Raw genomic sequence first — 26,381 nt, 5'->3', positions numbered from 1 at the left:
CCTATCAGACCTTCCTAAACAACCACCAGGTGCTGTCGTCCATCACGGTCGTTCTTCTCCAGAAGAACCCGTAATCGACCAACTGCAGATCTGGGAACATATCCATGTAGAGCGAGCCAAAATCGTTCTTGAACAGAAGATCTTGTTCGCCACGGTAGGTAATCGTTTCGGCCTTCGGCGAAAAATACTCGGAGCAGAAGACGTACTTGGAAGCCACGCGGTGCACTTCGCGCATCGTCGCTTCCAGCTGGCTGGGATCGACGTGGATCAGGACGCCGGCCGTGAAGGCCATGTCCACCGCGCCGTCGGCCAGCGGGATGCTGTGACCGAAACCCTCGAACAACCGCTCGGCCGGCAGGACGCCGTTCCGGACCAGTTGCTCGCGGGCCGAAGCGTTGGGCTCGATGGCCCATTGCTCCATGTCCGACAGCGCCTGAATGCCCAGGAGGTTGAGGCCCACGTTGGGCCCCACTTCCAGGACGCTCTTGGGCATGTCGCCGGTCATGCGCCGAAGCACCTCGCCCCAAACCCTCGCGCGGCCGCGAACAGCCTCGACGGTGGCGGCGCTACGTTGCGTGTAGCGGTCGCCGAACTCGCCGGACCATGCGTCCAAGGATTTGGGTTGATCAGCCATCGATCAGCTAGGCAAAGGTCGCCGAGAAGCTGTCGAGCACGCTCTTCAGCGTGTTCTCCAGGTCCTTGTCGAGGGCCTTCTTGGTGCGGATGCCGTCCAGCAGGTCCTTGTGCTGGCTGTGCAGACGGGCCAGCAGCTCGCTCTCGAAGCGACGGACCGACGAGGTCGGGATCTTGTCGAGATAGCCGCGGGTGCCGGCGTAGATCACGCAGACCTGCTCTTCGACGGCTTGCGGCGCGTATTGCGGCTGCTTCAGCAGCTCGGTCAGGCGCTCGCCGCGGGCCAGCAGCTTCTGGGTCGAAGCGTCCAGGTCCGAGCCGAACTTCGCGAAGGCGGCCATTTCGCGATACTGGGCCAGTTCGCCCTTAATCGCGCCGGCGACTTGCTTCATGGCCTTGATCTGGGCCGACGAACCGACGCGCGACACCGAGATGCCGACGTTCACGGCCGGGCGGATGCCCTGGTAGAACAGGTCGGTTTCCAGGAAGATCTGGCCGTCGGTGATCGAGATCACGTTGGTCGGGATGTAGGCCGACACGTCGTTGGCCTGGGTTTCGATGATCGGCAGAGCCGTCAGCGAGCCCGAACCGTTGTCTTCGTTCAGCTTGGCGGCGCGTTCCAGCAGGCGGCTGTGCAGATAGAAGACGTCGCCCGGATAGGCTTCGCGGCCCGGCGGACGGCGCAGCAGCAGCGACATCTGGCGGTAGGCGACGGCTTGCTTGGACAGGTCGTCGTAGATGATCAGGCCGTGCAGGCCGTTGTCGCGGAACCACTCGCCCATGGCGCAGCCCGAGAACGGGGCCAGGTACTGCAGCGGGGCCGGCTCCGAGGCGGAGGCCACGACGACGATCGTGTATTCCAGCGCGCCGTGCTCTTCGAGCGTCTTGACGATCTGGGCGACGGTCGAACGCTTCTGGCCGATGGCGACGTAGACGCAATAGAGCTTGGCGCTCTCGTCCTTGCCGGCGTTGGCGGCCTTCTGGTTCAGGATGGTGTCGATGGCGACGGCGGTCTTGCCGGTCTGACGGTCACCGATGATCAGTTCGCGCTGGCCGCGGCCGACGGGGATCAGGGTGTCGATCGACTTCAGGCCGGTCTGCACGGGCTCGTGCACCGACTTGCGCGGGATGATGCCCGGAGCCTTGACGTCGACGCGGCGACGCTCGGTCGAAACGATCGGGCCCTTGCCGTCGATCGGCTCGCCCAGCGGGTTGACGACGCGGCCCAGCAGGCCACGGCCGACCGGCACGTCGACGATCTCGCCCAGACGACGGACTTCGTCGCCTTCCTTGATGGCCTGGTCCTGGCCGAAGATCACGGCGCCGACATTGTCGCGCTCGAGGTTCAGGGCCATGCCCTTCACGCCGGCTTTCGGGAACTCGACCATTTCGCCGGCCTGGACGTTGTCCAGACCGTAGATGCGGGCGATGCCGTCACCGACGGACAGCACCTGGCCGACGTCCGAAACGGCGGCTTCTTCGCCGAAATTGGCGATCTGCGACTTGAGGATGGCCGAGATTTCGGCGGCGCGGATGTCCATGGCTGTCTTGGGCTCTCTGCGATTTTATCTTTTGACGCGCTTATAGAGGTTTAGGCGCGCTTCAGGGCGAATTTCAGGGAATCGAGCTTCGAACGGAGCGAAGCGTCGAACAGGCGGGAGCCGACACGCACCTTGATGCCGCCCAGGATGGACGGATCGACGCGGGTCGAGATTTCGGGGGTCTTGCCGACGGCGGTGGCGACCGCGGCCGACACGCCCTTCAGCTGGGCGGCGGTCAGGGCCTTGGCGGTCGTGACTTCGGCGGTGACGACGCCGCGATGGACGGCCGACAGCTCGATGAAGGCGCTGATGGCGCCCAGCAGATCGCCAGCGCGGCCGTTGCTGGCGACGAGGCCCAGGAACTTGGCGGTCAGCAGCTGGAACTTGGCCTTGGCGGCGACGGCGGTCAGGCCCTTGGCCTTGTCCTCGGCCGAGAAGGCCGGGCTTTCGATCAGGCGGCGTAGGTCGGCGCTGCCGGCCACCATGGCGCGCAGCTCCTTCAGGTCGCCTTCGACCTTGGTCAGCTGGTTGCTCTCGATCGTCAGTTCGAACAGGGACTGCGCATAGCGCTGACCCGCATCCGTCGCCTTGGTTTCGTCCGCCACTTGTTCCGCCCGGTGCGTTGCAATCGCCGCGGACAAGAAGATTAACCCTCGTCCCGGCTTAAAGGCTTGAGCGCGCTCTAGAAAAGCGCATGGACGGCCGGCGCTGACGCGCTGCCCTGTCCGAAGCCGCGCGCCTGATAACACGCAGCCTTCGCAGTCGCAACCAAGGCCAATGCGTAAGGAGGGGCGCGGTTTCGTAAAACAGGTGTGGCTAGGCTTGGGTGACCCTGCGGAACACCGCCGAGGCCGCGGCGACCAGGCTCCCATCCTCGGTACGGGCCTCGGCCTGGGCGAAGACCAGGCTGCGGGTCGAACGCTCGATCCAGGCTTTGCTGGCGTGCGGCTGGCCCTTGGAAGAGAGGGGGGCCGCGCCGTAGTCGACGGTCATCGAGGTGGGTTCGGCGTCGGGCCCGGCGATCTTGCGCAGGGCGTCTTCCAGCAGGGCGGCGGTCGAGGCGGTCATAGCGGTCCCATAGTCCTAACCCTGCCTAATAATAAAGAGGGCCCCATGGCGGGGGACAAAGAAAAAGGGCGGCGGAACCGGTCCGCCGCCCCATCAGGCGAATGTTCGAGGAAACAGCCGGACGGGGCGGGGGAGCCCCAAAAAGCGTCCGGGTACTAGAGAGTCTTACTTCGCGGCCGTCTGCACGCCGGCCTTGGCCGAGGCGTTGCAGCGGGTCAGGTCGTCGGCGTCCAGCGACTTGGTCTCGCCGCCGAAAGCCGCCACGGGGCCGACTTCCTTGGCGAGCGCCTTGCACGCCACGGCGGTCAGGGCCCGCGACGGGGCGGCGGCCGAGACGCATTCGGCGCCGTCGCAGATGAAGACCGCGCCGCCGGCGACGACCTTGGTCTTGGCGGCGACCGGGTTTTCCAGGGCGACCGCGATGCGGCCGTCGGCGAAGGCCGAGCCGGCGAACAGGCAGGTGGTCAGAGCGGCGACAGCCGCCAGGGATTGGAGCTTCATGGGAAAGCCCTCCAGCGTATTCAGGGAGTTGGAATGATCGATGATCGGCGAAAAGCTGTACTGGGCGCCCCGACCCGGGGATGTCAGCATCGGTATCCCCACCGACGCTTCGGATCAGAACTAAGCACTGCTTAGATATCAGTGTTCAGAAATAGCGCAAGCGAAAAGTATTTCGCATGAGCATTTTTTAATGAAACGCTTGTTTCACGCGAGAGTCGCCGAGCGACGCCCTACACCTTGGCGTAGAGCCCCGCGATTGTCGCCACGGCGTTCTCGGCTTCCGCCCGGTCGGGGCGCTCCTCGGCGACGCCATAACCCCACATGTCGCTGTCGCCCACCTGCTGAACGACGATGCCGTCCGGACGCGGCAGGACCGAGACGTGCTTGTAATAGAGTCCGTAGCGGACCTCCGGCTGCGGGGCGAGCCAGGCGATCTGGCCGCGCACCGGGGTGATGGTCTCGTCCTTCCACAGCGCCCGCGCGCCATAGCCGGTGCAGTTGACCACCACCGGCTCCTTCAGCCGCGCCAGGTCGGCGGGGGTGTCGAAGGTCATGGCCACGATCTTGCCGCCCTCGGCCAGGAAGTCGCTGGTCAGCATGTGAGCCATCTCGGTCACGTTGAACTGCATCGAGGTGCCGTGCCGCACGCGGCCGACCGGGAACGGATGCGAGCCGGCCGGCAGGTCGTGGAAGCCGGGCACGATGTCGTGCAGGCGTTCGCCGTACTCAGCGAAATGCACCTTGCCTTCAACATGGGGCCGGCTCTCGCCGGCGCCGTCGAACAGGGTGTAGCGGTCGCTCCACGACACCGGCTCGCCAGGCAGGCCCAGCAGGGTCTGGTAGGTGGCGTAGGAGGTGCGGGCCATCTCCTCCCACAGGGCCGGGAAGCCGGGCGCGACCTTGTCGGCGTCGGCGACGCGCGAGTCCGGCGACCAGGTTCCGGTGGCGCGGAAGGAGCGGGTCTGGGGCGTGCGCTCCTTGGCGTAGATCGTCACCTTGGCGCCGGCCCGCTGCAGCAGCAGGGCCGAGGTCAGGCCTAGGGCGCCGCAGCCGATCACCGCGACCTCCTTGGTCCCGCCCTCCAGCGCCTTGCCGGCGGCGATGGTGCTGGAGCCCCACGACAGCGACCAACCGCTGCCGCCGTGGCCGTAGTTGTGCACCACGCGTTTGCCGTTGACGTCTTCGACGTCCAGCCTTGGTCCTGCCGCCCGGAACGGCCGCAGGCAGACGGTGATCTTGGTGATGCGATCGGCGCTCATCCGCAGCGGCGCCAGGGGCGGAACGACGAAGGCCGGACGGGACGGGGCGATCAGGCCGGAGGCTCCGCCCCCCGCCCCTCCAACTTGCGTCACGCACCCGGCCAGGCTGGTCGCGCCCAGTCCGCCCAGTCCCGCCAGCACGGCCCGTCGGTTGCTCGTTCTCATCTGGCCCACGCGCGTTCCTCCGGTCATGCTCGCGCCGGACCCTAGCGGCCAGACCTTCACCACGCCAAGCCATGGAAGGCCAAGGATCGGCGACGCTCGCCCGCTGCCCGCCTGGAAGGCAGGCCCGGCCCGCGTTCCGTCACGTCAGACTTGGCGAGCCCGAACGGCGGTTCATACTCGCCTAAGACGAGCCCGAACGGGGCCAGCCATAGGGAGACGCGGCCATGGATTTCAACCTGCCGCCGGAACTGACGGCCTATCTGGCGACGCTCGACGCGTTCATCGCCGACAAGATCGCGCCCCTGCAGGCCGAGCACGACAACGAGCGCTTCTTCGACCACCGCCGCGAATGGGCCCGCACCGACTGGGACGGCGGCGGCCTGCCGCGCCGCGAGTGGGAGGAGCTGCTGGGCAAGGCCCGGGGCATCGCCGACGCCGCCGGCCACTACCGCTTCGCCCTGCCGAAGGAATATGGCGGCCAGGATGGTTCGAACCTCTGGATGGCGGTGATCCGCGAGCACCTGGCGGCCAAGGGCCTGGGCCTGTTCAACGACCTGCAGAACGAGCACTCGATCGTCGGCAACAACCCGTTCGTGCTGATGATCCGCGACTTCGGCCGGCCCGACCAGCAGCACCTGATCCCCGACATGCTGGACCGCCACGCCTTCCGCCCGACCTTCGGCCTGACGGAGCCCAACCACGGTTCGGACGCCACCTTCATGGAGACCCGCGCCGTCCGTGAGGCGCATCACGGCCAGAGCGGCTGGCGGATCGACGGCGAGAAGATGTGGACCACCGGCATGCACGCGGCCACCCACTGCGCCCTGTTCGCCCGCACCAGCGGCGAGGACGGTTCGGCCAAGGGCATCACCTGTTTCCTGGTGCCCGCCCACGCGCCCGGCGTGAAGATCGAGGAGTACCTCTGGACCTTCAACATGCCCACCGACCACCCCCGGGTCAGCTTCACCAAGGTCTGGGTGCCCGACGAGGCGATGTTCGGGCCGGAGGACGGGGGCCTGGCCCTGGCCCAGCACTTCGTGCACGAGAACCGCATCCGCCAGGCGGCCTCCAGCCTGGGCGCGGCGACCTTCTGCATAGAAGAGAGCATCAAGTACGCGCGCACGCGCAAGCCGTTCGGCAAGGCCCTGGCCGAGAACCAGGCGATCCAGTTCCCGATCGTCGAGCTGTCGACCCAGGCCGAGATGCTGCGCCTGCTGATCCGCAAGACCGCCTGGGAGATGGACCAGATGACCAAGCCGGAGGTCGAGAAGCGGCTCTCCGACAAGGTCTCGATGTGCAACTACTGGGCTAACCGCCTGGTCTGCGAGGCCGCCGACCGGGCCATGCAGGTGCACGGCGGCCTCGGCTATTCGCGCCACAAGCCGTTCGAGCACATCTATCGCCACCACCGCCGCTACCGGATCACCGAGGGCAGCGAGGAGATCCAGATGCGCAAGGTCGCCGCCTGGCTGTTCGGTTACATGGGTCCGCGCAAGGCGGCTTTCGCCGATCTTTAGCGCCGCGACCACGCCTCTACCGTTTACGGGATGACAAATGCGCGCATTGCGAGAGAATGCACGCGCAGGTCGTCATCGCGTTTGCATCGACGTAAAGCTCGCCCTTAGTGTGCGTCGAACGACCGCCAAGAACGACATCCGGCGCCAAGCCCGGATCCAATCAGGCCCGAAGGGACTTCATGCGGATGCTCAGAACCCTCACCCGTCTCGCCCCCGTCATCGCCGTGAGCCTGTTCCTGGCCGGCTGCGGGATCAACACCATCCCCACCCAGGACGAGGCGACCAAGACCGCCTGGGCCGAGGTGCAGAACCAGTATCAACGCCGCGCCGACCTGATCCCCAACCTCGTGGCGACCGTGAAAGGCTACGCGGCCCAGGAGAAGGGCGTCCTGGTCGAGGTCACCCAGGCCCGGGCCAGCGCCACCCAGGTCAAGGTCGACGCCTCGACCATCACCGACCCGGCCAAGTTCGCCGAATACTCCGCCGCCCAGGACAAGCTGTCGGGCGTGCTGGGCCGGCTGATGATGATCCAGGAAAGCTATCCGGAGCTGAAGTCCAACCAGAACTTCCTGGCCCTGCAGAGCCAGCTGGAAGGCACCGAGAACCGCATCTCGATCGCCCGGCGGGACTACAATCAGACGGCCCAGGTCTACAACACCACCCTGCGCACCTTCCCGAGCGTGATCTGGGCCAAGACCCTGTACGGCAGCCAGAAGCCGGCCCAGCTGTTCCAGGCCACGGCCAACGCCCAGTCGGCGCCCAGCATCGACTTCGGCGCCCCGCCGGCCCCGTCGGCCAACACCCAGCCCGGCCCGGCGAACTAGCGTGTTCTGCATCCGCTCATCCCGGCGATCGGCTTGGATCCCGACGTTCGTCGGGATGAGCGGACTATTGATGGCCCTTGTCCTGGCGTTCGTGACGCCCGCGCTGGCCGCCGGCCCCACCTTCCCGGCTCTGACCGGCCGCGTCGTCGACAACGCCAACATCCTGTCGCCGCAGGTCGAGGCCGAGCTGACGACCAAGCTGGAAAACCTGGAGAAGACCACCGGCCGCCAGCTGGTGGTGGCCACCGTGCCCGACCTGCAAAGCTACGAGATCGAGGACTACGGCTACCAGTTGGGCCGCACCTGGGGCATCGGCCAGAAGGGGACCAACACCGGCGCCCTGCTGATCGTCGCCCCGACCGAACGCAAGGTGCGCCTCGAGGTCGGCTACGGTCTGGAACCGATCCTGACCGACGCCCTGTCCAGCGTCATCATCCAGACCGCCGTCCTGCCCAAGTTCAAGGCCGGCGACCTGGAGGGCGGGGTCACCGCCGGGACCGACGCGGTCATCGAGCAGCTGGCCCTCCCCGACGAAGAGGCCAAGGCCAAGGCGGCGCAGGCGTTCAAGGTCTCGGAAGAGGCCGAGCGCAGCACCGGCGCCTCGCCGATCCTGGCCCTGCTGATCCTGTTCATCGTCATCGTCGTGCTCAGCCAGATCTTCGGCCGGCGCGGTCGGGGCGGCCGGGGCGGCGGGCTGGGTTCGGCCCTGCCCTGGATCATCCTGAACGGCATGCTGAGCGGCGGCCGCGGCGGTGGCGGTGGCTGGGGCGGCGGCGGAAGCGGCGGCGGCGGAGGGGGCGGCTTCTCCGGCGGCGGCGGTTCGTTCGGCGGCGGCGGATCCTCGGGGAGTTGGTGATGAAAAGCCTTTCGCAAGCCGACCAGGACCGCATCGCCAAGGCCGTGGCCGACGCCGAGAAGACCACCGCCGGCGAGATCTATTGCGTGCTGGCCCCAGAGGTCGGCGACGACCGTTCGGTTCCGCTGATCTGGGCGACCGGCGCGGCCCTGCTGGTCCCGGCCCTGGCCCTGCTGGCCGGCTTCCGGCCCGAGATGCTGAGCCGCCTGTTCGGCGGCTGGAGCATCGGCCACGCCGCCGCCCAGGACGTCGCCATCCTGTCGGCCCTGCTGACCTATGTCGGCCTGCAGGCGGCGATCTTCGCCGTCGTCGCCGCCCTGGTCTGGATCCCCGCCGTGCGTCACGCGCTGATCCCCGCCGCCGTGAAGAAGGCCCGGGTGCGCCAGGCGGCGCTGGACTATTTCCTGACCAAGGACCTGCACCTGACCCGTCACCGCACCGGCGTGCTGATCTTCGCCGCCCTGGCCGAGCACCGCGTCGAGGTGATCGCCGACGAAGGCATTCACGCCGCCGCGCCCAAGGCGGTCTGGGACGAGGTGGTGGCCGACCTGGTCGCCGGCCTCAAGCGCGGGGCGATCGCCGACGGCTTCGTGGCGGCCATCGCCCGGGCGGGCGCCATCCTGGCCGCCCACATCCCGCCCCGCCCGGACGACAGCAACGAACTGCCGGACGGACTGACCGTTCTGCCGCGCTAGGGCAAAACCTCCGGCGCCGTCGCGCGTTTTGGGCCTAGCACCAGGAGGCTCCGATGACCGATCAGGACGACTTCACCGCCTTCCTCGACCAGCGCCGCCAGGTCGCCCAGGCCTATGTCAACGGCGACGCCGGACCGCTGGGCGAGATCGCCGCCCAGGCCAATCCGGCCACCTTCTTTCCGCCGAGGGGCGGGCGCGAGCAGGGCGCCGGCCACGTGACCGCGGTCAACGCCCGCGGCGCCCGAAGCATGGAGGCCGGCGGCGAGACGACGCTGGAGATCCTGCACAGCCAGGCCAGCGGCGACCTGGCCTACTGGACCGGCCTGCAGCACGCGTCCGTCCGGTTCGCCGGCCAGGACGAACCGGCCGAAATGCACCTGCGGGTCACCGAGATCTTCCGCCGCGAGGACGGCGACTGGAAGATGATCCACCGCCACGCCGATCTCCTGACCGAACCTCAGGCCCAGAAATAGCTGGGATGGGGGACACGCCCTTGCGGCGTGTCCCCAAAGACCAGCGCCGCGCGTGAAAACGGGGACACGCCGCGAGGGCATGTCCCCGGCTCCACCTAGAACGACTTGCGGACCGTCACCCCGGCGGTGCGGGGCTGGCCGATCGTGTAGCCCAGTCGCGCCCGGCCGCCGCGTTCGCGGTCGAACGACAGCAGGGCGTTTTCGTCGGTCAGGTTGTTGACGTAGGCGATGATGTCCAGGCCGTTGTCCATCTGCAGGCCGGCGCTGAGGTTGATCAGGTCGTACTCCGGCAGCTTCAGGTCCACGATGGTGGCGTTATTGCCCGAAGCCCCGCCGAAAGGCAGGCCCGAGACGAACGAGCGCGGATTGTCCTCCTGGTCGCTGGCCTGGGTGTAACGGCTGCCCACGTGCTGGAACGAGGCGGTGATGTAGCCGTCCATGGTGTCGGTCAGGGTCCGCGTATAGGTGGCGTTGAACGAGATCTGGAAGTTGGGCACCGAGGGCAGGCGGTTGCCTTCGCGGATGCCGCCGATGATCGCGCCCGTGCCGTCCGTGACCGTGGTGTCGAACTCGGCCTGCAGCACGCTGCCCGAGATCCCGATGTCCAAGCCCTCGGCCAGGCGGGCCGTCAGCTCGCCCTCCAGCCCCATGGTGTGGGCCTTGGGCACGTTGAACACCACGCGCGACGAGCACGAGCCGGCGTCCAGGGTGGTCTGCAGGTTCTTGATGTCGGTGTAGAAGGCCGCCCCGTTGAAGCTGAAGCGCCCGAACCGCGACTTGATCCCGGTCTCGTAGTTCCACAGCGTCTCGTCGTCATACGACTGGTAGCCGCCGAAGATGGCCTCGTCCTGCGGCGAGCACAGCGGCAGGTTCAGCGGGTCGTTGACCCCGCCCAACCGGAAGCCCTTGGAGGCCTGGGCGTTGAAGGTCAGGTCGGAGTTGGCCTTGTAGCTGACCAGCAGGCGCGGGGTGAAACCGTCGGACGAGGTCTTGTCGGTCTGGTCGTCGCCGTTGGCGAACAGGCCGCCCGAGGTGAACCGGCGCTCTTCCTTGAAGTCGTAGTAGCGGCCGCCGGCCGTGATGGTCAGCTTGTCGATCTCGTAGCTGGCCTCGCCGAACACCGCCTTCTGCTTGATGTCGTAGGGCAGCGAGGCGTTGTAGGGCGAGTTGGCCGGGAAGCCGTTGGCCACGGCGGCCGAGGTGCCCGCGCCCAGGGTGGCGTCGGTATAGGCGTCGTAGCCGGGCGTCGGCAGGCGCTGGTTATAGACCCGGTCGACCTTCGAATAGAACGCGCCGACCAGCCACTGGAACGGGCTGTCGTTGTCCGAGCCCAGGCGCACTTCCTGGGTGAATTGCTCCAGGTCGGTGGTGTCGACGAGCTTGGACGGCAGGGTGACCGCCGCGTCCGGGAAGCCCAGGTCCACCGAGACGCTGCCGCTCAGGGCGCTGGCGTCGCGGTTCACGTCGATCTTGCGGTCGATGTAGCTGGTGACCGAGGTCAGCTCCATGCCGCCGAAGCCGAACGAGGCGGTCAGGTCGCCCAGGAACGTCTTGTCGCCGAAGCTCTCGTCCAGCAGCAGGTACTGCTCGCGCTTGCCCAGGGTGATGGCCGGGCGGGTGGTGGTGAAGGGGTTGGCGAACAGGTTGAACGCTTCCTGGCGGTTGAAGCCGCCGGCGTGGATTTCCTGATAGACTAGGCGTGGGGTGATGCTGATGTTCTCGGTCGGCTCGATCAGCAGCGAGACCCGGCCGCCGCGGCGATTGCCGTCGTTGACGTTCTTCTTCTTGGTCCCGTTTTCGCCCAGCGCATCGACGAAGCCGGCATATTCGGTGTCGTAGCCGACGATCCGCAGGGCCGCCTTGTCCGACAGCGGCAGGTTGACCGCGCCCTTGATGTAGCCGCCGACGTCGCCGCCATCCAACACGTTGACGTTGGCCTCGACCACGCCCTCGTAGGCGCCCAGCTTGGGCTGGTTGGTGATGTAGCGGATGGTGCCGCCGACCGAGCCCGAGCCGAACAGCGTGCCTTGCGGGCCGCGCAGGGTCTCCACCCGGTTCAGGTCGAACAGGTCGACGTCGGGCGTGAACAGCGACAGCGAGATCACCGACTCGTCGAGATAGACCCCGACCTGCTCCTTCACGCCCGGCTGGTCGCGGACCACCTGGCCGGCCGAGACGCCGCGCACCGACACCTGGCTCTGGCCTGGGCCGAGGTTCTGGATCGTCAGGCTGGCGACGTTGCGCGACAGGTCCTCGAGGGTGACCGCCCCCGACTTCTGGATGTCGGCCTGGGTCTGGGCGTTGATCGAGAACGGCACGTCGAGGATGGTCGCGTCGCGCTTGGTGGCGGTGACGATCAGTTCCTCGACGGTGTTGTTGGACTGCTGGGCGCTGGCGATCGCCGGCAGGGCGGCGATCGAGGCCGCCAGGGCGGTGGCGGCCAGCAGCGAATGCCGGCGACGGATTACAGGGCGCATGAAATTCCTCCCGCTTATGTTTTTAGCGGCCATTAGATTATAGTTATGGGCCACAACCTGAGCGTTCTTGCCCGAATCATCGAAAGTCAACGGCAAACTAGATCAGAGCGTCGGCGCACGAACCTTTCTGAAGAAGAGTGGATTGCGGGCAACAATGTCCCGACTTCTCTTCAGGATGACGCTGGGGAATGCTCAAGCTTTGAAGCTCTTGCCTGGCAAGCATTGCCGCAACCGTCGACCGCATCGCTTTACGTTCGCGTGACCTTTCGCGGACGGAAATCCCGGTCTAGGGTGGCCCCAATTCAAACTAACGTTTTAAAGGGGAGTGCGCCCAAATGCGCGAAGCGGTCATCGTCTCTTACGCCCGGACCGGCCTGGCCAAGTCCAACCGCGGCGGGTTCAACAACACCCACGGCGCGGCCATGGCCGGCCACGCCATCCAGCACGCCGTCAGCCGAGCGGGCCTGGAAGGCCCGGAAGTGGAAGATGTCGTCCTGGGCTGCGGCGGCCCCGAGGGCGCCACCGGCATGAACGTCGCGCGCAACGCCGCCATCTGGGCCGGCCTGCCGGTCACCACCTCGGGCCAGACCGTCAACCGCTTCTGCTCCTCGGGCCTGCAGGCCATCGCCACCGCCGCCAACTACGTGCGCAACGACGGCGCCCCGGTCGCCATCGGCGGCGGGGTGGAGTCGATCTCGCTGGTCCAGGGCGGCGGTCACATGAACCGCTTCCACATCACCGAAGAAAAGCTGATGCGCGAGAAGCCGGCCCTGTGGATGGCGATGATCGACACCGCCGACATCGTGGCCAAGCGCTACAACATCAGCCGCGAGTACCAGGACGAATATTCGCTGCGCAGCCAGCAGCGGATCGCCGCCGCCCAGGCCGCCGGATTGTTCGACGACGAGATCGTGCCGATGGCCACCAAGATGAAGGTGGTCAACAAGGAGACCAAGGAAGAGAGCCTGGTCGACTACGTGGTCACCAAGGACGAGTGCAATCGTCCGGAGACCACCCTCGAGGGCCTGGTCAAGCTGGAGCCCGTCAAGGGCCCGGGCAACTTCGTCACCGCGGGCAACGCCAGCCAGCTGTCGGACGGCGCCGCCGCCGTGGTGGTGATGGAAGCCAAGGAAGCGGCCCGTCGCGGCCTGGAGCCCCTGGGCCTGTTCAAGGGCTTCGCCATCGCCGGCTGCGAGCCCGACGAAATGGGCATCGGCCCGGTCTTCGCCGTGCCGCGCCTGCTGGAACGCCACGGCCTGAAGGTCGACGACATCGACCTGTGGGAGCTGAACGAGGCCTTCGCCTCGCAGTGCCTCTACAGCCGCGACCGCCTGGGCATCGATCCGGAGAAGTACAACGTCAACGGCGGCTCGATCGCCATCGGCCACCCGTTCGGCATGACCGGCGCCCGCTGCGCCGGCCACCTGCTGCTGGAAGGCAAGCGCCGCAAGGCCAAGCTGGGCGTGGTGACCATGTGCATCGGCGGCGGCATGGGCGCGGCCGGGCTGTTCGAGATCTTCTAGAGCCACGACTGGGGGCAGGCGCATGCGCCTGTCCCCGACTCATCCACGAGACGCCACCGGGTTCGCGCCCGGTGGCGTTTTGCGTTCGGGGTCCCATATGAGCCGGACGACGGGTCCGAAAAACGGCGATCAACGAATTTTGGGATGCGGGGCCGAGACCCTCTTGAACGCCGGCAAACCGCAACCATCTCTGTTGCCGATAAGCCGCCCCTCGGCGGAGATCATCCAACCAGGACCCGCCGCCATGGCTTCCACCGTCAAGGCCCTCTTCGCCCTCGCCACCGTCGCCGCCGTCTCGATCGGCCTGCTGCTGCCCGTCCCCGGCGCCATTCGCCAGAACCTGGACGCGCGCGGTCACTACGAGCTGATGGACGTCGGCAACTAAGACCTGAGGCACTAGGGATCCGGCTGGGCCTGCAGGTCCACCGGCGCCGCCGCGCAGCCCTTCAGGGTCTGACCGTTGAGCGTCACCTCGGCGCGATAGTCGTAGCGACGGTCCGACATGCCGTCCGAGCAGGGCTCGGGCCGCAACTTGAACACCAGTCCGCCCACGCCCCACACGCCAACGTCGCCCTCGACGCGCACGCCGGTGTTGGCCGCGCTGACGTCCGGCTGGCCGGCCCGCGACAGGGTCAGGCCGTCGCTCTGGATTCGCCCGCCCCAGAACGGCTCGGCGCCGATCAGGACGAAGTCGCCGGAGAAGTCCGGTCCGGGCGGCGCCGAGGCCGGCGCATCGGCCGGCGCGCTCGACGCCCCCTCGGACGCGCCCATCGGGGCCTCACCGCAAGCGGAAAGCAACAGGACCGAACAAACGGCGGCGGCGGAACGAAGCATGGCGGCGCTATCCCTGGCCCTATATCTAAGAGGGGGCGGCTCACGCTAGACTCCCCCGCGATGAATCGGAACGCTTCCAGCGCCTCGGGCCCTTCCTTCTACGAATTCTTCGCCGGCGGCGGGATGGCGCGCCTGGGCCTGGGCGACGCCTGGACCTGCGCGTTCGCCAACGACTTCGATCCGGTCAAGGCCGCGACCTATCGCGACAACCATGCGGACGCGGCATCTCATTTCCACGAGGGCGACGTCTGGAAGATCGCGCCCGCCGACCTGCCCGGCCAAGCCGATCTCGCCTGGGCCTCCAGCCCCTGTCAGGACTTCAGCCTGGCCGGCGCCCGGGCGGGCCTGCAGGGCGGACGCTCCTCGGCCTTCTTCGGTTTCTGGAAGCTGATGGAGGCGCTGAACGCCGAGAGGCGCGGGCCCGACACGGTGGTGGTCGAGAACGTCGTCGGCCTGCTGACCTCGCACGGCGGGGCCGACTTCACGGCCCTGTGCCGCGCGCTCTGCGACCAGGGCTACCGCTTCGGCGCCCTGGAGATCGACGCCGCTCGCTTCGTCCCGCAGTCGCGGCCCCGGGTGTTCGTGATCGCCACCCGCCTGCCGGCCGACGGCCTGACGGGGCCAAGCCCGTTCCAGACCCGCGCCGTGCGCGAGGCCCACGCCCGCCTGCCCGCCGAGCTGCAGGCGGCCTGGACCTGGTGGGGCCTGGACGCCCCGCCCGCTCGCAACACCGACCTTTCCGCCCTGCTCGAACCCGACGACCAGGTGAACTGGCGGACGGACGAAGCCACCCAAACCCTGCTCGACCTGATGGCGCCGCTTCACCGCGCCGCCGTCGAGGCCCGTGTCCAGAGCGGCGAGCGCGCGGTCGGAGCCGTCTTCCGGCGGATGCGCGGCGGAGAGCAGCGGGCCGAGGTGCGCTTCGACGGCCTGGCCGGCTGCCTGCGCACCCCGCGCGGCGGCTCCTCGCGCCAGACCCTGCTGGTGATCGACAAGGGCCAGGTGCGCTCGCGCCTGCTCAGCCCGCGCGAGGGCGCCCGGCTGATGGGCCTGCCCGACGCCTACCGCCTGCCCAGGAGCGCCACCGCCGGCCTGCACGTGATCGGCGACGGCGTGGCCGCCCCGGTGGTGCGCTGGCTGTCCGAACGGCTTTTGACTCCGCTCGCCCTCAGGAAATCTGCGTCGCTCGCCGCCGAATGAGCCGCTGACACGCCAAAACCCACGGCCTAAGGTGGATTAACCCCAGGGCCGACAATCCCACACCAAGCGAGACTTCCCATGGACGACGCCTCCTCGATCTACGACGCCGCGCGGTTCAAGCGCGCCGGGCGCGGCAAGATCTTCGACTCGATCCTCGACACGGTCGGCGACACGCCGCTGGTCCGGCTGCCCAACCTGACCGCCGAGCTGAAGCCCAAGGGCACGGTCGTGGCCAAGCTGGAGTTCTTCAACCCGCTGGCCTCGGTCAAGGACCGCATCGGCGTGGCGATGATCGAGTATCTGGAGGCCAAGGGCCTGCTGAAGCCGGGCGGCGTGATCGTCGAGCCGACCAGCGGCAACACCGGCATCGCCCTGGCCTTCGTGGCCGCCGCCAAGGGTTACAAGCTGACCTTGGTCATGCCCGAGAGCATGTCGATCGAACGCCGCAAGATGCTGCTGCTGCTGGGCGCCAAGCTGGAGCTGACCCCGGCCGAGAAGGGCATGCGCGGCGCCGTCGCCCGGGCCCAGGAGATCATCGAGGCCACCCCCGGCGCGGTGATGCCCCAGCAGTTCGAGAACACCGCCAACCCGCTGATCCACCGCGTCTCGACGGCCGAGGAGATCTGGAACGACACGGCCGGCGCCGTCGACGCCGTGGTCTCGGGCGTCGGCACCGGCGGCACCATCTCGGGCGTCGGCCAGGTGCTGAAGGCCCGCAAGCCGTCGGTGAAGATGGTCGCGGTCGAGCCGGAAGCCTCGGCCGTGCTGTCGGGCGGCGCGCCCGGCCCGCACAAGATCCAGGGCATCGGCGCCGGCTTCGTGCCGGGCATCCTCGACCGCGGGGTGATCGACGAGGTCATCCAGGTGAGCAACGACGACAGCTTCGCCATGGCCCGCAAGGCGGCCTCGACCGAGGGCCTGCCGGTCGGCATCAGCTCCGGCGCGGCCCTGACCGCGGCCTTCGACCTGGCCCTGCGCGACGAATACGCCGGCAAGCTGATCGTGGCGATCATCCCCAGCTTCGCCGAACGCTATCTGTCGACGGCGTTGTTCGAGGGCCTCTGATCCAAGCTCGAGGCGGGGACGTTAGGACGCCATGAGCGACGTCTTCGACCCCGCCAAGCGCTCGGCTGTCATGGCCCGGATCAAGAGCCGGGACACCAAGCCAGAGCTGCTGCTGCGCCGCCTGCTAACCGGCCTGGGCGCGCGCTACCGCCTGCACCGCAAGGACCTGCCCGGCTCGCCCGACGTGGCGATGCCGGGCCGGCGACTGGCGATCTTCGTCCACGGCTGCTTCTGGCACGGCCACGACTGCGCGCGGGGCTCTCGCGTGCCCAAGGCCAATCGCGACTACTGGCTGGCCAAGCTCGGTCGTAACAAAGCGCGCGACGCACGGAACCTCGCCGACCTGACCGCCGCCGGCTGGCGCGTGGAGACGGTGTGGGAGTGCCAGATGAAGGATCACGAGGCGTTGCGGGAGAGGCTTGCCGAGGTGCTCCACGCCACCGAACCCTTGCCCCCGCCTGGCGGCTCCGCCGCCTGTCCGCCCCCCTAGGGGGAAGACGGCCGAAGGCCCGTAGGGGGCAAGCGTTCGCGTGAACTAGGCCGCCACCCGGCTGGAAGCCGCCGCCGCCGGCAGCACTTCGCTCAGCGCCGCGTGCAGTTGGCTGGGGTCGATCGGCTTGGCGACGTGGGCGTTCATGCCGGCCGCATGGCAGGCTTCCCAGTCCTTGGCGGTGGCCGAGGCGGTGACGGCGATCACCGGGATGTCGCGGTTGGGACCGTCGGCGGCGCGCAGCTGGCGCGTGGCGTCACGGCCGTCCATGCCCGGCATGTAGACGTCCATCAGCATGACGTCGAACACCTCGGAATGCAGCAGCTCCAAGGCCCGCTCGCCGGACTCGGCCAGGGTGGGCTGGATGCCGAACGACTGCAGCACCAGTTCGATGGCGCGGCGGTTGACCATGTGGTCGTCGACCACCAGCACCCGCGCGCCCTCGACGATCGCCCCGCCGGCCCGGGCGTCCGGCGCCTCGGCGGTCTCGACCCGGACCTGGAGGCGGAAGCGCGCCCCCTTGCCCGGCTTGCTGGTCACCGTCAGGTCGCCGCCCATCAGCCGGGCCAGCTCGCGGCTGATCACCAGGCCCAGGCCCGAACCGCCGTGCTCGCGCGCCACGTTGGAGGCCAGCTGGTCGAACGGCGTGAACAGCCGCGCCAGCTGTTCCTCGGTCAGGCCGCGTCCGGTGTCGGCGACGATCGCCTCGAACACCAGATGGTCGGCCTCCTCGCGCGCGGTCAGCCGCACGGTGATCGCGCCCCGCGCGGTGAACTTGATGGCGTTGGACAGCAGGTTGTTGAGCACCTGGCGCAGCCGCATGGAATCGCCCGCGACCCAGCGCGGAAGATGGGCCGCGCCCTCGACGCGCAGGCGAAGGCCCTTCTTGTTGGCGTCCGGCCGCCACAGACGCAGGGTGTCGGCCATGGCCTGGCGCAGGTCGAACGGCGCCTGCTCGACCGACATCCGCCCGGCGTCCAGGCGCGACAGGTCCAGCAGGTCGTTGAGCAGGGTGCGCATCATCGCGCCCGCGTCGCCGATCAGTTGGGCGTGCAGCTTGGAGGCGGCCTCGGGCACGTCGCTGTGCAGGCGCGCCGCCCCGGCCAGGATGGCGCTGATCGGCGTGCGCAGCTCGTGGCTGATCATGGCCACGAAGGCCGACTTGGCGGCGACGGCCTCCTCGGCCTCGTGGCGGCGGCGCTCGGCCTCCTCCTTGGCGGCGGCCTCGGCCCGCAGGGCCCGCTCCAGGGTGCGGGCGGCCACGAACACCGAGACGATCAGCAGCACCACGCCCAGCCACAGGGCGTCGGCCAGGGACGCGGTCGGATTGGCCGAGCGGGCCACGAACGGCACGATCAGCAGATAGACCACGTGCGGGGCGGCGGCCGAGATCGTCGCCGATCTCAGGCTGGAATTGACGACGATGACGTTCAGCAGGGCGCCCGCCAGCAGCATGCCGCCCAGGGTCGGGGCGAAGCGCACGGACGAGGCGAACAGCGGGATCGACAGGAAGCCGAAGATGATCGAGGTGATCGCCGGCATGGCCGCCACGGCGAACCGCAAGGCTCGGCCGGAATCGGGATGTCGCACCAGCCGGCTGATCAGCAGCAGCTCGAGCAGTTGGGCGGCCGCGTAGGCGCCGGCCCACAGCCAGGTCCAGCTGGCGCCCATGAAGGCGTGCAGCATCAGGGCGATCATCACCGTGGCGACGACGCGCAGATAGAGATTGCCGCGACGCGCGAGCGCCGCCCTCATCTCTCCCGACTGATGTCGTACGTCGTCCACACAGCCCCCCGTGCCGCGCGGCCCCCGCCACGCGTGAAGAGCCCATAGCATGAAACATCGTCGCTAAGAGGGGGTGAAAGAACCGGATTCGTTCGCGGCTTTTTCCTCGGACCACGGACCGAACCTGCCCCGGTTCGGGCTCCAGGCGGGCATTTTCAGATCGTCGGCGGCCGCGCGGTGAGATTTGTGATCACGCCTTGCCCAAACGTGTCACGAAACGGCCCCCGGCGGCGGCCCCAGGGCGCGCGCCAGCGACAACGCGTCGCAGTCGCCGACATCGACCAGCTTGAGCCGCGCCCCGGCGCCCGAGGCGATGGACAGGGAGGACTTGGGCACGCCCAGGGTCTTGGCCAGCAAGGCCAGCAGGGCGGCGTTGGCCGCGCCTTCGACCGGCGGGGCGGCGACCCGCACCTTCAGATAGGGCCGGCCGTCGCCGTCGACCGCCCAGCCGTCGATCGCCTCGCGCCCGCCGCGCGGGGTGAGGCGGACCGCCAGGCGCATGGCTTAATAGTAGCCGCCGCCGGTCAGGCCGATCAGGAACCGGAGCAGGCCCGGCAACAGGAAGGCCCGCACGCCGGTGATGATCAGCAGCACGATGATCGGGCTGATGTCGACGCCGCCCAGCGGCGGAATGATCCGCTGGAACGGCCGCAGCACCGGCGCCGTCACCCGGTCCAGCACGGTGCTGATCTGATAGACCACCCGGTTGCGCAGATTGATGATGTCGAAGGCCACCAGCCAGCTGAGCACGGCCGAAATGATGATCGCCCACCACAGCAGGCCCAGCAGCGCATCGAGGATGAAGAAGACGAATTTGAGGATGTCGACCATGAGCTTCCCGTCCAAGTGCACCGCTTCTTGCCGCGCCTTGACGGCCCTGGCAAGCAATGGCCGCCGATAGAGGCAACCGGGCGCTTGACGAGCCCGCCGGCCCAACGTATTTCCGCGCTTCCTTGGGGCCGTAGCTCAGATGGTAGAGCGCCTCGTTCGCAATGAGGAGGTCAGGGGTTCGATTCCCCTCGGCTCCACCAAGGACCTCCCCAACATCCCTTGATCGCCGCCGCGCCCGCTTTTCGCGCGACGCGCGCCTGATCGCATCCGGCGCTCGGCCGGGTCTGGACAAGGCGCGGGCGGCGCCCGACGGTCCGCGTCCTGGATCGGGAGGGCGTGGTTTGCGTATCGGGACTCTGTTGCTGCTGTCGGCCGCCTACGCGGCGCTTTCCGCGCCGACCCTGGCCGCGCCGACCCTGGCGGCCCCGGCCCTGGCGGCGACGCCCGCGGGCGACCTGGCCCGCCAGCGCGCCACGGCGGCGCGGGTGCGGATCGTCCGCGACGACTGGGGGATCGCCCACGTGCACGGCAAGAGCGACGCCGACGCGGTGTTCGGCATGGTCTACGCCCAGGCCGAGGACGACTTCAATCGGGTCGAGGCCAACTATCTGACCGCCCTGGGACGCACGGCCGAGGCTGAAGGCGAGACGGCCGTCTGGCAGGACCTGCGGATGAAGCTGTTCGTCGATCCCGCCGACCTCCAGGCCCGCTACGCCAAGAGCCCCGCCTGGCTGAAGGCGCTGATGGACGCCTGGGCCGACGGGCTGAACTTCTACCTGGCCACCCATCCGGACACGAAGCCGAAGGTCATCACCCGGTTCGAGCCGTGGATGGCGCTGAGCTTCACCGAGGGCAGCATCGGCGGCGACGTCGAGCGGATCTCGCTGGGCGAGCTGGAGGCCTTCTACGGCAAGCCGCAGATCCAGGCCTCGGCGCAGGTGAAGGCCCGCGAGTTCGCCCAAGCCGTGGAATTCCGCGAACCGACCGGCTCGAACGGCTTCGCCATCGCCCCGTCCAACACCAGGGACGGCCACGCCCTGCTGCTGATCAACCCGCACACCTCGTTCTTCTTCCGCTCCGAACTGCAGATGAGCAGCGACGCGGGGCTGAACGCCTATGGCGCGGCGACCTGGGGCCAGTTCTTCGTCTATCAGGGCTTCAACGCCCATGCCGGCTGGATGCACACCTCCAGCACGGTCGACGTGGTGGACGAGTTCGCCGAGACGATCGTCCGCAAGGACGGCAAGCTGTTCTACAAGTACGGGAGCGAGGAACGGCCCGCGACCGTCTCGACCGTCGAGGTCCCCTACAAGGCGACCGACGGATCGCTGGCGAAGAAGACCTTCACCGTCTACCGCACCCACCACGGCCCCATCGTCCGGGCGGCGGACGGCAAATGGGTGGCCTTCGCCATGATGTACAAGCCGGTGGAGGCGCTGGAGCAGTCGTTCCTGCGCACCAAGGCGACCGACTACGCCAGCTTCCTGAAGGTGGCCGAGCTGAAGGCCAATTCCTCGAACAACACCCTGTTCGCCGACGACAAGGGCGAGGTGGCCTATCTGCACCCGCAGTTCATCCCCAAGCGCGACGACCGCTTCGACTACACCAAGCCGGTCGACGGCTCGGATCCGGCCACCGACTGGAACGGCCTGCACGCGCTGTCCGAGGCGCCGCATCTGAAGAACCCGCCCAACGGCTGGCTGATGAACACCAACAACTGGCCCTATTCGGCGGCCGGTCCCTACAGCCCCAGGCAGGCCGATTTCCCGCGCTACATGGACAGCGTCGGCGAGACGCCGCGCGGGATCCACGCCACCCGTGTGCTGAGCGCCCGCAAGGACTTCACCCTGCCGACCCTGATCGCCGCCGCCTACGATCCCTACCTGACCGCCTTCGCCGACCTGATCCCGACCCTGTCCAAGGCCTATGACGAGACGCCCGACGGCGATCCGACGAAGGCGCTGCTGACCGATCAGATGGCGGCGCTGAAGGCCTGGGACCTGAAGTGGTCGGAAGGCTCCACCGAGACCTCCCTGGCGGTCTTCTGGGGCGAGGCCCTGTGGGCTAGGTCGTCCGCCGAAGCCAAGAAACAAGGCGTGTCGGTCTACAAGTACATGGCCGAGGCCACGACGCCGGCCCAGAAGCTGGCGGCCCTGGCCGAGGCGTCGGACCGCCTGGCGGCCGACTTCGGCGACTGGCGCACGCCGTGGGGCCAGATCAACCGCTTCCAGCGCAACGACGGCGCCATCGTCCAGACCTTCGACGACGCCAAGCCCTCGATCCCCGTACCCTTCGCCTCGGGCCAGTGGGGCTCGCTGGCCTCGTTCGGGGCCAAGCGCTACCCGGGGACCAAGAAGTACTACGGGACCAGCGGCAACAGCTTCGTGGCCGTGGTCGAGTTCGGACCGAAGTTGAAGGCCCTGGCCGTGTCGGCCGGCGGCGAGAGCGGCGATCCGGCCTCCAAACACTTCGCCGACCAGGCCCAGCGCTACGCCAAGGGCGATCTGCGGACGGTCTATTTCTATCCCGACCAGCTGACGGGCCACGTCGAGCGGACCTATCGGCCCGGCGAAGTCAAATAACGAAGGTCGCTTGAGCCGGGCGCGGTTACAGCCCATGGTTGGTCCAGGGGGAGACGCCAGATGAGCCTTGTCCAAGCCGTCCGCACCATAGGCCGCGGCGCGACCGTCGCCGGCCTGGCGCTGGTCCTGAGCGCGTGCGCGCTGTTCGCGCCGCCCTATGACGCCACCCTCGATCAGAAGACCACCAGCGCCTACGAGAGCGTGGCCAAGCTGGCGGCCCAGGCCGAGATGGGCCTCTACCAGGATAAGGCGACCTATCCCGGCGCGGTCGACACCTACGCCACCATCCAGGGGGCCCTGGCCGTGGTCGCCGTACGAGCCGCCTCGGCGCCCGTCGCCGGCAAGCGGGCCGAGGACGCGCGCGACCAGACGGTCGGTTTCATCAAGGGCTGCAGCGCCCAGGTCTCGGGCCTGGCGGCGCTGCACAAGACCTACGGCGTCGTCCCGGGAACGGGGGCGACCACGGCCATGATGGTCAGCTGCGACCAGGCGGCCAAGGCCGTCGGCGCCATGAAGAACTAGGTTAGGGGCGGAAACCGATGGTCGACTTCGCGAACCTGCATATCGACAACGTGGACGAGCTGGTCTCGGCGCTGCAGGACGAACTGGGCGGGGTGTCCACCGAATGGTGGAACGCCAACAAGTCGGTGGTGGCCGGCTATCTGCGCAGCCTGGCCGAGGCGACGATGCAGACCCGCCTGGCCCTGGCCAACAACCAGATCCCGGCCGAGGCGGCCGACATGATCATGCGCAACCAGCAGCTGGCCTTCAACCAGACCCTGCAGTTCACCAAGTTCATGACCCTGGTCCTGGCCCAGCAACTGCTGGACGCGACGTTCAAGCTGATCGGCTGGGTGATCTACAACAAGACCGGCGTGAACCTGGCCCCCAGTCTGGTGCAGCCGACCGGCGGGGCGACGGCCTGACGCGCGACATCCTCACCCACCCGTCGGACGGCTGGGCTGTTCGCCGAGCGGGCCGGCCTCTCGCGGCGTCGACACCTCTTTCAGGTAGCCCACGCCGAGCGCGGTGAGGTGCTGCTTCAGTCCGTCGAAGGCGCTGAGGTCGGCGTGTCCTTCGATCGCCGCGCGTGTCGGCCCCACGAGGGACGCGATCAGCACGCCGCTCACCTCTTGAGCCTGCGCGAACCTCGCGTCGCTCGCGGTGACCAGCATGTCGTGCACGGCTCGGGCGCAGCGGGCCGACTCTTCCTTGACGATGGCGTCGGCGTTGACCAGCGCCGTCGGCAGATACAGCGCGCGCGAGACCTCCGGCCTCCGCGCCTTCGCCGTGACGAAGGCGTCCATCATCGCCGCGCACATCTCGGCCACCGATTTCCCGTGCGCCGACTGGCAGGCGGCGATCGTGGCGTCGACGACTTCGCCGATATGGCGCCTGACCACCGCCGCGAGCAGGGCGCGCTTGTTCGGAAAATATTGGTACACGGAGCCGACGGAAACGCCGGCCCGGTCGGCGATCTGGATCGTGGTGATCTTGTCGAGGCCCTCGGCCAGCAAAACCTGAATAGCCGCCTCGAAGATCGCGTCGATCGTGACGCGCGAACGTCGCTGTTGCGGCTTCTTCCTTGGGCTCAGCGGGTCGGGCCGATTGCGTTTCATATGCGAATAGCCCGCGGAACGGTTTCACCCACACTATCGTGCATGGACAAGCTCAGACATCGGTTTCGCTTCGCGCTGGCGCTCCTCGGCGTCCTGCTGCCTGGTCAAGGTCTGGGCCAGAGCCTGGCTTGTGAAAAGCCCGCCGGATTCATCAATCCGCCTCGCCCGGACCTCGCGCCGCTCGAGGACTTGCTGAGCCACGTCGAGGAGATCGATGTCGCCCGGCCGTTCGCGGCCCCGCCTCTCAACCGCCCGCTGGAGGAAGCCATCCGGCCGACGAAGGACCTTCCGGGCGTGGCCGGGACGATCAGGCTGTCGGAGCAGGGCTACGGCGGCGTCGGCTCGCGCAGGCTGGTCTGCCTCACCGACGGATCCACGACCGTCGAAGAGGTGCTGCTGGCCGAGGCGAGCGACGGCAGCCGGCGTTTCAGGTACGTGGTCTGGAACTACACCAGCCCGAAGTTTCGCGACGTCGCCTACGCGGTGGGCGAAATCGTCAACACCCGGCCCGCGTCTGGAATGACCCATGTCGCCTGGACGTATCGCTTCGCGCCGAAGAGCGGGCTCGGCGCCGAGGAAAAGCTTCGCTTCCGGCAGACCTTCATTGAGCAGCAGTTCGCGGCGTGGATGCGCAGCCAGTTGGAAAGCGGCAAAGCGGCCTCCGAGGCGGCGCCCTGACGGCGCGGGCCATGGGTCGACAGCAGTCCAACAAAAAAGCCCCGCCGTCGCCGGCGGGGCTTTCTCGTGTCGAAGGGCCGTGAAGCCTAGCCGCCGCGCTGGTCGCGCTTGGCCAGGACACGCAGGCGCAGGGCGTTGAGCTTGATGAAGCCGCCGGCGTCGCGGTGATCGTAGGCGACCTTGCCCTCCTCGAAGGTGACGAGGTCCTGGTCGTAGAGGCTGTAGGGGCTGGTGCGGCCGATGACCGAGACGTTGCCCTTGTAGAGCTTGACCCGCACCTGGCCGGCCACCTTGGCCTGGCTGTAGTCGATGGCGGCCTGCAGCATCTCGCGCTCGGGGGCGAACCAGAAGCCGTTGTAGACCAGCGATGCGTACTTCGGCATCAGCTCGTCCTTCAGGTGCATGGCGCCGCGATCCAGGGTGATCGACTCGATGCCGCGGTGGGCGGCCAGCAGGATGGTGCCGCCCGGGGTCTCGTAGACGCCGCGCGACTTCATGCCGACAAAGCGGTTCTCGACCAGGTCCAGGCGACCGATGCCGTTGTCGCGGCCCAGCTCGTTCAGCTTGGTCAGCAGGGTGGCCGGGCTCATCTTGACGCCGTCGATGGCGACCGGGTCGCCCTTCTCGAAGTCGATGGTGATGATGGTCGCCTTGTCCGGCGCATCTTCCGGCGCGATCGTGCGCATGTGGACGAACTCGGGGGCCTCGACGGCCGGGTCCTCGAGGACCTTCCCCTCGGACGAGCTGTGCAGCAGGTTGGCGTCGACGCTGAACGGGGCCTCGCCGCGCTTGTCCTTGGCGATCTGGATCTGGTGCTTCTCGGCGAATTCCAGCAGGGCCTCGCGGGACTTGAAGTCCCACTCGCGCCAGGGGGCGATCACGTGGATGTCGGGCTCCAGGCCGTAGTAGCCGAGTTCGAAGCGGACCTGGTCGTTGCCCTTGCCGGTCGCGCCGTGGCTGACGGCGTCGGCGCCCATCTTGCGGGCGATCTCGATCTGCTTCTTGGCGATCAGCGGACGGGCGATCGAGGTGCCCAGCAGGTACTGGCCCTCATAGACCGTGTTGGCCCGGAACATCGGGAACACGAAGTCACGCACGAACTCCTCGCGCACGTCCTCGATGAAGATGTTCTCCGGCTTGACGCCGGCCGCCAGGGCCTTGGCCCGCGCCGGTTCGATTTCCTCGCCCTGGCCCAGGTCGGCGGTGAAGGTGATGACCTCCGCGCCGTATTCGGTCTGCAGCCACTTGAGGATGATCGAGGTGTCGAGGCCGCCCGAATAGGCGAGCACGACCTTCTTCACGGGCTTGGTGGCCATGAGCGGGATCCTTCAGAGAAACACAAAGTCGCGGGGCGTTTAGCGCGGTTTCAGCTGTATTGAAACGGCGCCCTGCGAAGAACTGATGTCAGAGCTTGATCTGGCCTTCGGCGGCCAGCTGATTGAGGGCGCGGCGCACCTGGGTCAGGTGAACCGTCGCGAAGATCGCCGCCAGGATGGCGCGCACGCACAGCAGGATGATCCCGACGTTCAGGTCCACCGGCCGGCGGCTCTCGACCAGCAGCCACAGGCTGAGCAGGAAGGCGAAGGTCGGCAGCGAGGCCAGGGCCACGGCGCGCGGCGCTCGCCACACGGTCTTGCCCGACGGCGACCACAGGACCGGCACCAGCACGTCCCGGACCTTGCCCCAGGCCATGCGCGAGGCGCCGCCCATGATCGACAGGGCCAGCAGCCACAGCACGTCGCCGATGACGCCGAGGATGTTCATC

The 26,381-nt window shown here is 68.1% G+C and carries 28 protein-coding genes and 1 tRNA gene; 15 read left to right on the top strand and 14 right to left on the bottom strand.

Features of this window, described 5'->3' with window-relative positions:
- Positions 1–4: 4 nt before the first annotated feature.
- From AC1DMQ_RS04275 to AC1DMQ_RS04250, 6 genes are all read right to left on the bottom strand, one after another.
- Complete coding sequence (locus tag AC1DMQ_RS04275) at positions 5–634, bottom strand: pseudaminic acid biosynthesis-associated methylase (protein ID WP_477032311.1); 630 nt, start codon at positions 632–634, stop codon at positions 5–7.
- Between the two features lie 7 nt (positions 635–641).
- A complete protein-coding gene (gene atpA, locus AC1DMQ_RS04270) occupies positions 642–2,174 on the bottom strand; it encodes a F0F1 ATP synthase subunit alpha (protein WP_028038868.1) in 1,533 nt (510 codons plus the stop codon).
- 50 nt (positions 2,175–2,224) lie between these two features.
- Positions 2,225–2,779 carry a F0F1 ATP synthase subunit delta gene (locus AC1DMQ_RS04265; RefSeq protein ID WP_477032310.1) on the bottom strand — a complete coding sequence of 185 codons (555 nt, stop codon included), beginning with the start codon at positions 2,777–2,779 and terminating at the stop codon, positions 2,225–2,227.
- Positions 2,780–2,990: 211 nt separating this feature from the next.
- Positions 2,991–3,242, bottom strand: a complete 252-nt coding sequence (locus AC1DMQ_RS04260; RefSeq protein WP_477032309.1) for a hypothetical protein — start codon at positions 3,240–3,242, stop codon at positions 2,991–2,993.
- 165 nt (positions 3,243–3,407) lie between these two features.
- A complete protein-coding gene (locus AC1DMQ_RS04255) occupies positions 3,408–3,743 on the bottom strand; it encodes a DUF8200 family protein (RefSeq protein WP_477032308.1) in 336 nt (111 codons plus the stop codon).
- Between the two features lie 230 nt (positions 3,744–3,973).
- The gene (locus AC1DMQ_RS04250) at positions 3,974–5,167 is read right to left on the bottom strand and encodes an NAD(P)/FAD-dependent oxidoreductase (RefSeq protein ID WP_477032504.1); all 1,194 of its coding nucleotides are present in this window, start codon (positions 5,165–5,167) and stop codon (positions 3,974–3,976) included.
- 224 nt (positions 5,168–5,391) lie between these two features.
- Between AC1DMQ_RS04250 and AC1DMQ_RS04245 the strand changes: the two genes are divergently transcribed.
- The 5 genes from AC1DMQ_RS04245 (at position 5,392) to AC1DMQ_RS04225 (ending at position 9,532) form a co-directional block, all read left to right on the top strand.
- Positions 5,392–6,684 carry an acyl-CoA dehydrogenase family protein gene (locus AC1DMQ_RS04245; protein ID WP_477032307.1) on the top strand — a complete coding sequence of 431 codons (1,293 nt, stop codon included), beginning with the start codon at positions 5,392–5,394 and terminating at the stop codon, positions 6,682–6,684.
- Positions 6,685–6,863: 179 nt separating this feature from the next.
- Complete coding sequence (locus tag AC1DMQ_RS04240) at positions 6,864–7,508, top strand: LemA family protein (protein WP_477032306.1); 645 nt, start codon at positions 6,864–6,866, stop codon at positions 7,506–7,508.
- 70 nt (positions 7,509–7,578) lie between these two features.
- The gene (locus AC1DMQ_RS04235) at positions 7,579–8,364 is read left to right on the top strand and encodes a TPM domain-containing protein (protein ID WP_477032305.1); all 786 of its coding nucleotides are present in this window, start codon (positions 7,579–7,581) and stop codon (positions 8,362–8,364) included.
- The gene (locus AC1DMQ_RS04230; RefSeq protein ID WP_477032304.1) at positions 8,364–9,059 is read left to right on the top strand and encodes a TPM domain-containing protein; all 696 of its coding nucleotides are present in this window, start codon (positions 8,364–8,366) and stop codon (positions 9,057–9,059) included. Before AC1DMQ_RS04235 ends, AC1DMQ_RS04230 begins: the two co-directional genes overlap by 1 nt.
- Before the next feature lie 53 nt (positions 9,060–9,112).
- Positions 9,113–9,532: a YybH family protein gene (locus AC1DMQ_RS04225; protein WP_477032303.1), complete on the top strand. Its 420-nt coding sequence runs from the start codon at positions 9,113–9,115 to the stop codon at positions 9,530–9,532.
- A gap of 95 nt (positions 9,533–9,627) precedes the next feature.
- Here AC1DMQ_RS04225 and AC1DMQ_RS04220 read toward each other — a convergent pair whose 3' ends face one another.
- Positions 9,628–12,009 carry a TonB-dependent receptor gene (locus AC1DMQ_RS04220; protein WP_477032302.1) on the bottom strand — a complete coding sequence of 794 codons (2,382 nt, stop codon included), beginning with the start codon at positions 12,007–12,009 and terminating at the stop codon, positions 9,628–9,630.
- Between the two features lie 335 nt (positions 12,010–12,344).
- Here AC1DMQ_RS04220 and AC1DMQ_RS04215 point away from each other — a divergent pair, with 335 nt between their 5' ends.
- Positions 12,345–13,532, top strand: a complete 1,188-nt coding sequence (locus AC1DMQ_RS04215; RefSeq protein ID WP_477032301.1) for an acetyl-CoA C-acyltransferase — start codon at positions 12,345–12,347, stop codon at positions 13,530–13,532.
- A 244-nt stretch (positions 13,533–13,776) separates the two neighbouring features.
- Positions 13,777–13,917, top strand: coding sequence for a hypothetical protein (locus AC1DMQ_RS04210; protein ID WP_477032300.1), 141 nt, complete (start codon positions 13,777–13,779; stop codon positions 13,915–13,917).
- A gap of 11 nt (positions 13,918–13,928) precedes the next feature.
- Here the strand turns inward: AC1DMQ_RS04210 and AC1DMQ_RS04205 are convergent, their stop codons facing one another.
- Complete coding sequence (locus AC1DMQ_RS04205; protein WP_477032299.1) at positions 13,929–14,303, bottom strand: hypothetical protein; 375 nt, start codon at positions 14,301–14,303, stop codon at positions 13,929–13,931.
- Positions 14,304–14,426: 123 nt separating this feature from the next.
- Here AC1DMQ_RS04205 and AC1DMQ_RS04200 point away from each other — a divergent pair, with 123 nt between their 5' ends.
- The 3 genes from AC1DMQ_RS04200 to AC1DMQ_RS04190 all read left to right on the top strand — a co-directional run bounded on the left by AC1DMQ_RS04200 (position 14,427) and on the right by AC1DMQ_RS04190 (position 17,121).
- The gene (locus AC1DMQ_RS04200) at positions 14,427–15,566 is read left to right on the top strand and encodes a DNA cytosine methyltransferase (protein ID WP_477032298.1); all 1,140 of its coding nucleotides are present in this window, start codon (positions 14,427–14,429) and stop codon (positions 15,564–15,566) included.
- 78 nt (positions 15,567–15,644) lie between these two features.
- Complete coding sequence (gene cysK / locus AC1DMQ_RS04195) at positions 15,645–16,631, top strand: cysteine synthase A (protein WP_477032297.1); 987 nt, start codon at positions 15,645–15,647, stop codon at positions 16,629–16,631.
- Between the two features lie 31 nt (positions 16,632–16,662).
- Positions 16,663–17,121: a very short patch repair endonuclease gene (locus AC1DMQ_RS04190; RefSeq protein WP_477032296.1), complete on the top strand. Its 459-nt coding sequence runs from the start codon at positions 16,663–16,665 to the stop codon at positions 17,119–17,121.
- 45 nt (positions 17,122–17,166) lie between these two features.
- Here the strand turns inward: AC1DMQ_RS04190 and AC1DMQ_RS04185 are convergent, their stop codons facing one another.
- From AC1DMQ_RS04185 to AC1DMQ_RS04175, 3 genes are all read right to left on the bottom strand, one after another.
- On the bottom strand, positions 17,167–18,876 hold the full coding sequence (locus AC1DMQ_RS04185) for an ATP-binding protein (protein WP_477032295.1): 1,710 nt from the start codon (positions 18,874–18,876) through the stop codon (positions 17,167–17,169).
- 240 nt (positions 18,877–19,116) lie between these two features.
- Positions 19,117–19,407, bottom strand: a complete 291-nt coding sequence (locus tag AC1DMQ_RS04180) for a DUF167 family protein (protein ID WP_477032294.1) — start codon at positions 19,405–19,407, stop codon at positions 19,117–19,119.
- Positions 19,408–19,410: 3 nt separating this feature from the next.
- Complete coding sequence (locus AC1DMQ_RS04175; protein WP_156390730.1) at positions 19,411–19,737, bottom strand: YggT family protein; 327 nt, start codon at positions 19,735–19,737, stop codon at positions 19,411–19,413.
- A 124-nt stretch (positions 19,738–19,861) separates the two neighbouring features.
- On the opposite strand from AC1DMQ_RS04175, the gene AC1DMQ_RS04170 reads away from it, so the two are divergent.
- The 4 genes from AC1DMQ_RS04170 to AC1DMQ_RS04155 all read left to right on the top strand — a co-directional run bounded on the left by AC1DMQ_RS04170 (position 19,862) and on the right by AC1DMQ_RS04155 (position 23,245).
- A tRNA-Ala gene (locus AC1DMQ_RS04170) sits at positions 19,862–19,937 on the top strand.
- Between the two features lie 141 nt (positions 19,938–20,078).
- Entirely contained in the window at positions 20,079–22,319 is a 2,241-nt protein-coding gene (locus AC1DMQ_RS04165; RefSeq protein ID WP_477032293.1) for a penicillin acylase family protein, read from the top strand.
- 60 nt (positions 22,320–22,379) lie between these two features.
- Positions 22,380–22,841: a hypothetical protein gene (locus AC1DMQ_RS04160; RefSeq protein WP_477032292.1), complete on the top strand. Its 462-nt coding sequence runs from the start codon at positions 22,380–22,382 to the stop codon at positions 22,839–22,841.
- 17 nt (positions 22,842–22,858) lie between these two features.
- Positions 22,859–23,245: a hypothetical protein gene (locus AC1DMQ_RS04155; protein ID WP_477032291.1), complete on the top strand. Its 387-nt coding sequence runs from the start codon at positions 22,859–22,861 to the stop codon at positions 23,243–23,245.
- A gap of 12 nt (positions 23,246–23,257) precedes the next feature.
- Here the strand turns inward: AC1DMQ_RS04155 and AC1DMQ_RS04150 are convergent, their stop codons facing one another.
- Positions 23,258–23,938, bottom strand: a complete 681-nt coding sequence (locus AC1DMQ_RS04150) for a TetR/AcrR family transcriptional regulator (protein ID WP_477032290.1) — start codon at positions 23,936–23,938, stop codon at positions 23,258–23,260.
- 42 nt (positions 23,939–23,980) lie between these two features.
- On the opposite strand from AC1DMQ_RS04150, the gene AC1DMQ_RS04145 reads away from it, so the two are divergent.
- Positions 23,981–24,616 (top strand): SRPBCC family protein, encoded by a 636-nt coding sequence (locus tag AC1DMQ_RS04145; protein ID WP_477032289.1) that lies wholly within the window; start codon positions 23,981–23,983, stop codon positions 24,614–24,616.
- An 86-nt stretch (positions 24,617–24,702) separates the two neighbouring features.
- Here AC1DMQ_RS04145 and AC1DMQ_RS04140 read toward each other — a convergent pair whose 3' ends face one another.
- Positions 24,703–25,932 carry an argininosuccinate synthase gene (locus tag AC1DMQ_RS04140; protein WP_477032288.1) on the bottom strand — a complete coding sequence of 410 codons (1,230 nt, stop codon included), beginning with the start codon at positions 25,930–25,932 and terminating at the stop codon, positions 24,703–24,705.
- An 88-nt stretch (positions 25,933–26,020) separates the two neighbouring features.
- Positions 26,021–26,380 (bottom strand): hypothetical protein, encoded by a 360-nt coding sequence (locus AC1DMQ_RS04135; protein WP_477032287.1) that lies wholly within the window; start codon positions 26,378–26,380, stop codon positions 26,021–26,023.
- Position 26,381: the final 1 nt, after the last annotated feature.

The sequence above is a fragment of the Caulobacter sp. 05L422 genome (genome assembly GCF_056397765.1).
Note: the sequence above shows the minus strand (reverse complement) of the source record. Positions and strands in the feature narration are given on the sequence as shown.

Bases quoted from the DNA above. Each gene is read 5' to 3' on its own strand.
- AC1DMQ_RS04275 (WP_477032311.1), bottom strand. From the start codon at position 634: ATGGCTGATCAACCCAAATCCTTGGACGCATGGTCCGGCGAGTTCGGC.
- atpA (WP_028038868.1), bottom strand. From the start codon at position 2,174: ATGGACATCCGCGCCGCCGAAATCTCGGCCATCCTCAAGTCGCAGATC.
- AC1DMQ_RS04260 (WP_477032309.1), bottom strand. From the start codon at position 3,242: ATGACCGCCTCGACCGCCGCCCTGCTGGAAGACGCCCTGCGCAAGATC.
- AC1DMQ_RS04255 (WP_477032308.1), bottom strand. From the start codon at position 3,743: ATGAAGCTCCAATCCCTGGCGGCTGTCGCCGCTCTGACCACCTGCCTG.
- AC1DMQ_RS04250 (WP_477032504.1), bottom strand. From the start codon at position 5,167: ATGAGAACGAGCAACCGACGGGCCGTGCTGGCGGGACTGGGCGGACTG.
- AC1DMQ_RS04245 (WP_477032307.1), top strand. From the start codon at position 5,392: ATGGATTTCAACCTGCCGCCGGAACTGACGGCCTATCTGGCGACGCTC.
- AC1DMQ_RS04240 (WP_477032306.1), top strand. From the start codon at position 6,864: ATGCGGATGCTCAGAACCCTCACCCGTCTCGCCCCCGTCATCGCCGTG.
- AC1DMQ_RS04235 (WP_477032305.1), top strand. From the start codon at position 7,579: ATGGCCCTTGTCCTGGCGTTCGTGACGCCCGCGCTGGCCGCCGGCCCC.
- AC1DMQ_RS04230 (WP_477032304.1), top strand. From the start codon at position 8,364: ATGAAAAGCCTTTCGCAAGCCGACCAGGACCGCATCGCCAAGGCCGTG.
- AC1DMQ_RS04225 (WP_477032303.1), top strand. From the start codon at position 9,113: ATGACCGATCAGGACGACTTCACCGCCTTCCTCGACCAGCGCCGCCAG.
- AC1DMQ_RS04220 (WP_477032302.1), bottom strand. From the start codon at position 12,009: ATGCGCCCTGTAATCCGTCGCCGGCATTCGCTGCTGGCCGCCACCGCC.
- AC1DMQ_RS04215 (WP_477032301.1), top strand. From the start codon at position 12,345: ATGCGCGAAGCGGTCATCGTCTCTTACGCCCGGACCGGCCTGGCCAAG.
- AC1DMQ_RS04210 (WP_477032300.1), top strand. From the start codon at position 13,777: ATGGCTTCCACCGTCAAGGCCCTCTTCGCCCTCGCCACCGTCGCCGCC.
- AC1DMQ_RS04205 (WP_477032299.1), bottom strand. From the start codon at position 14,303: ATGGGCGCGTCCGAGGGGGCGTCGAGCGCGCCGGCCGATGCGCCGGCC.
- AC1DMQ_RS04200 (WP_477032298.1), top strand. From the start codon at position 14,427: ATGAATCGGAACGCTTCCAGCGCCTCGGGCCCTTCCTTCTACGAATTC.
- cysK (WP_477032297.1), top strand. From the start codon at position 15,645: ATGGACGACGCCTCCTCGATCTACGACGCCGCGCGGTTCAAGCGCGCC.
- AC1DMQ_RS04190 (WP_477032296.1), top strand. From the start codon at position 16,663: ATGAGCGACGTCTTCGACCCCGCCAAGCGCTCGGCTGTCATGGCCCGG.
- AC1DMQ_RS04185 (WP_477032295.1), bottom strand. From the start codon at position 18,876: ATGAGGGCGGCGCTCGCGCGTCGCGGCAATCTCTATCTGCGCGTCGTC.
- AC1DMQ_RS04180 (WP_477032294.1), bottom strand. From the start codon at position 19,407: ATGCGCCTGGCGGTCCGCCTCACCCCGCGCGGCGGGCGCGAGGCGATC.
- AC1DMQ_RS04175 (WP_156390730.1), bottom strand. From the start codon at position 19,737: ATGGTCGACATCCTCAAATTCGTCTTCTTCATCCTCGATGCGCTGCTG.
- AC1DMQ_RS04160 (WP_477032292.1), top strand. From the start codon at position 22,380: ATGAGCCTTGTCCAAGCCGTCCGCACCATAGGCCGCGGCGCGACCGTC.
- AC1DMQ_RS04155 (WP_477032291.1), top strand. From the start codon at position 22,859: ATGGTCGACTTCGCGAACCTGCATATCGACAACGTGGACGAGCTGGTC.
- AC1DMQ_RS04150 (WP_477032290.1), bottom strand. From the start codon at position 23,938: ATGAAACGCAATCGGCCCGACCCGCTGAGCCCAAGGAAGAAGCCGCAA.
- AC1DMQ_RS04145 (WP_477032289.1), top strand. From the start codon at position 23,981: ATGGACAAGCTCAGACATCGGTTTCGCTTCGCGCTGGCGCTCCTCGGC.
- AC1DMQ_RS04140 (WP_477032288.1), bottom strand. From the start codon at position 25,932: ATGGCCACCAAGCCCGTGAAGAAGGTCGTGCTCGCCTATTCGGGCGGC.
- AC1DMQ_RS04135 (WP_477032287.1), bottom strand. From the start codon at position 26,380: ATGAACATCCTCGGCGTCATCGGCGACGTGCTGTGGCTGCTGGCCCTG.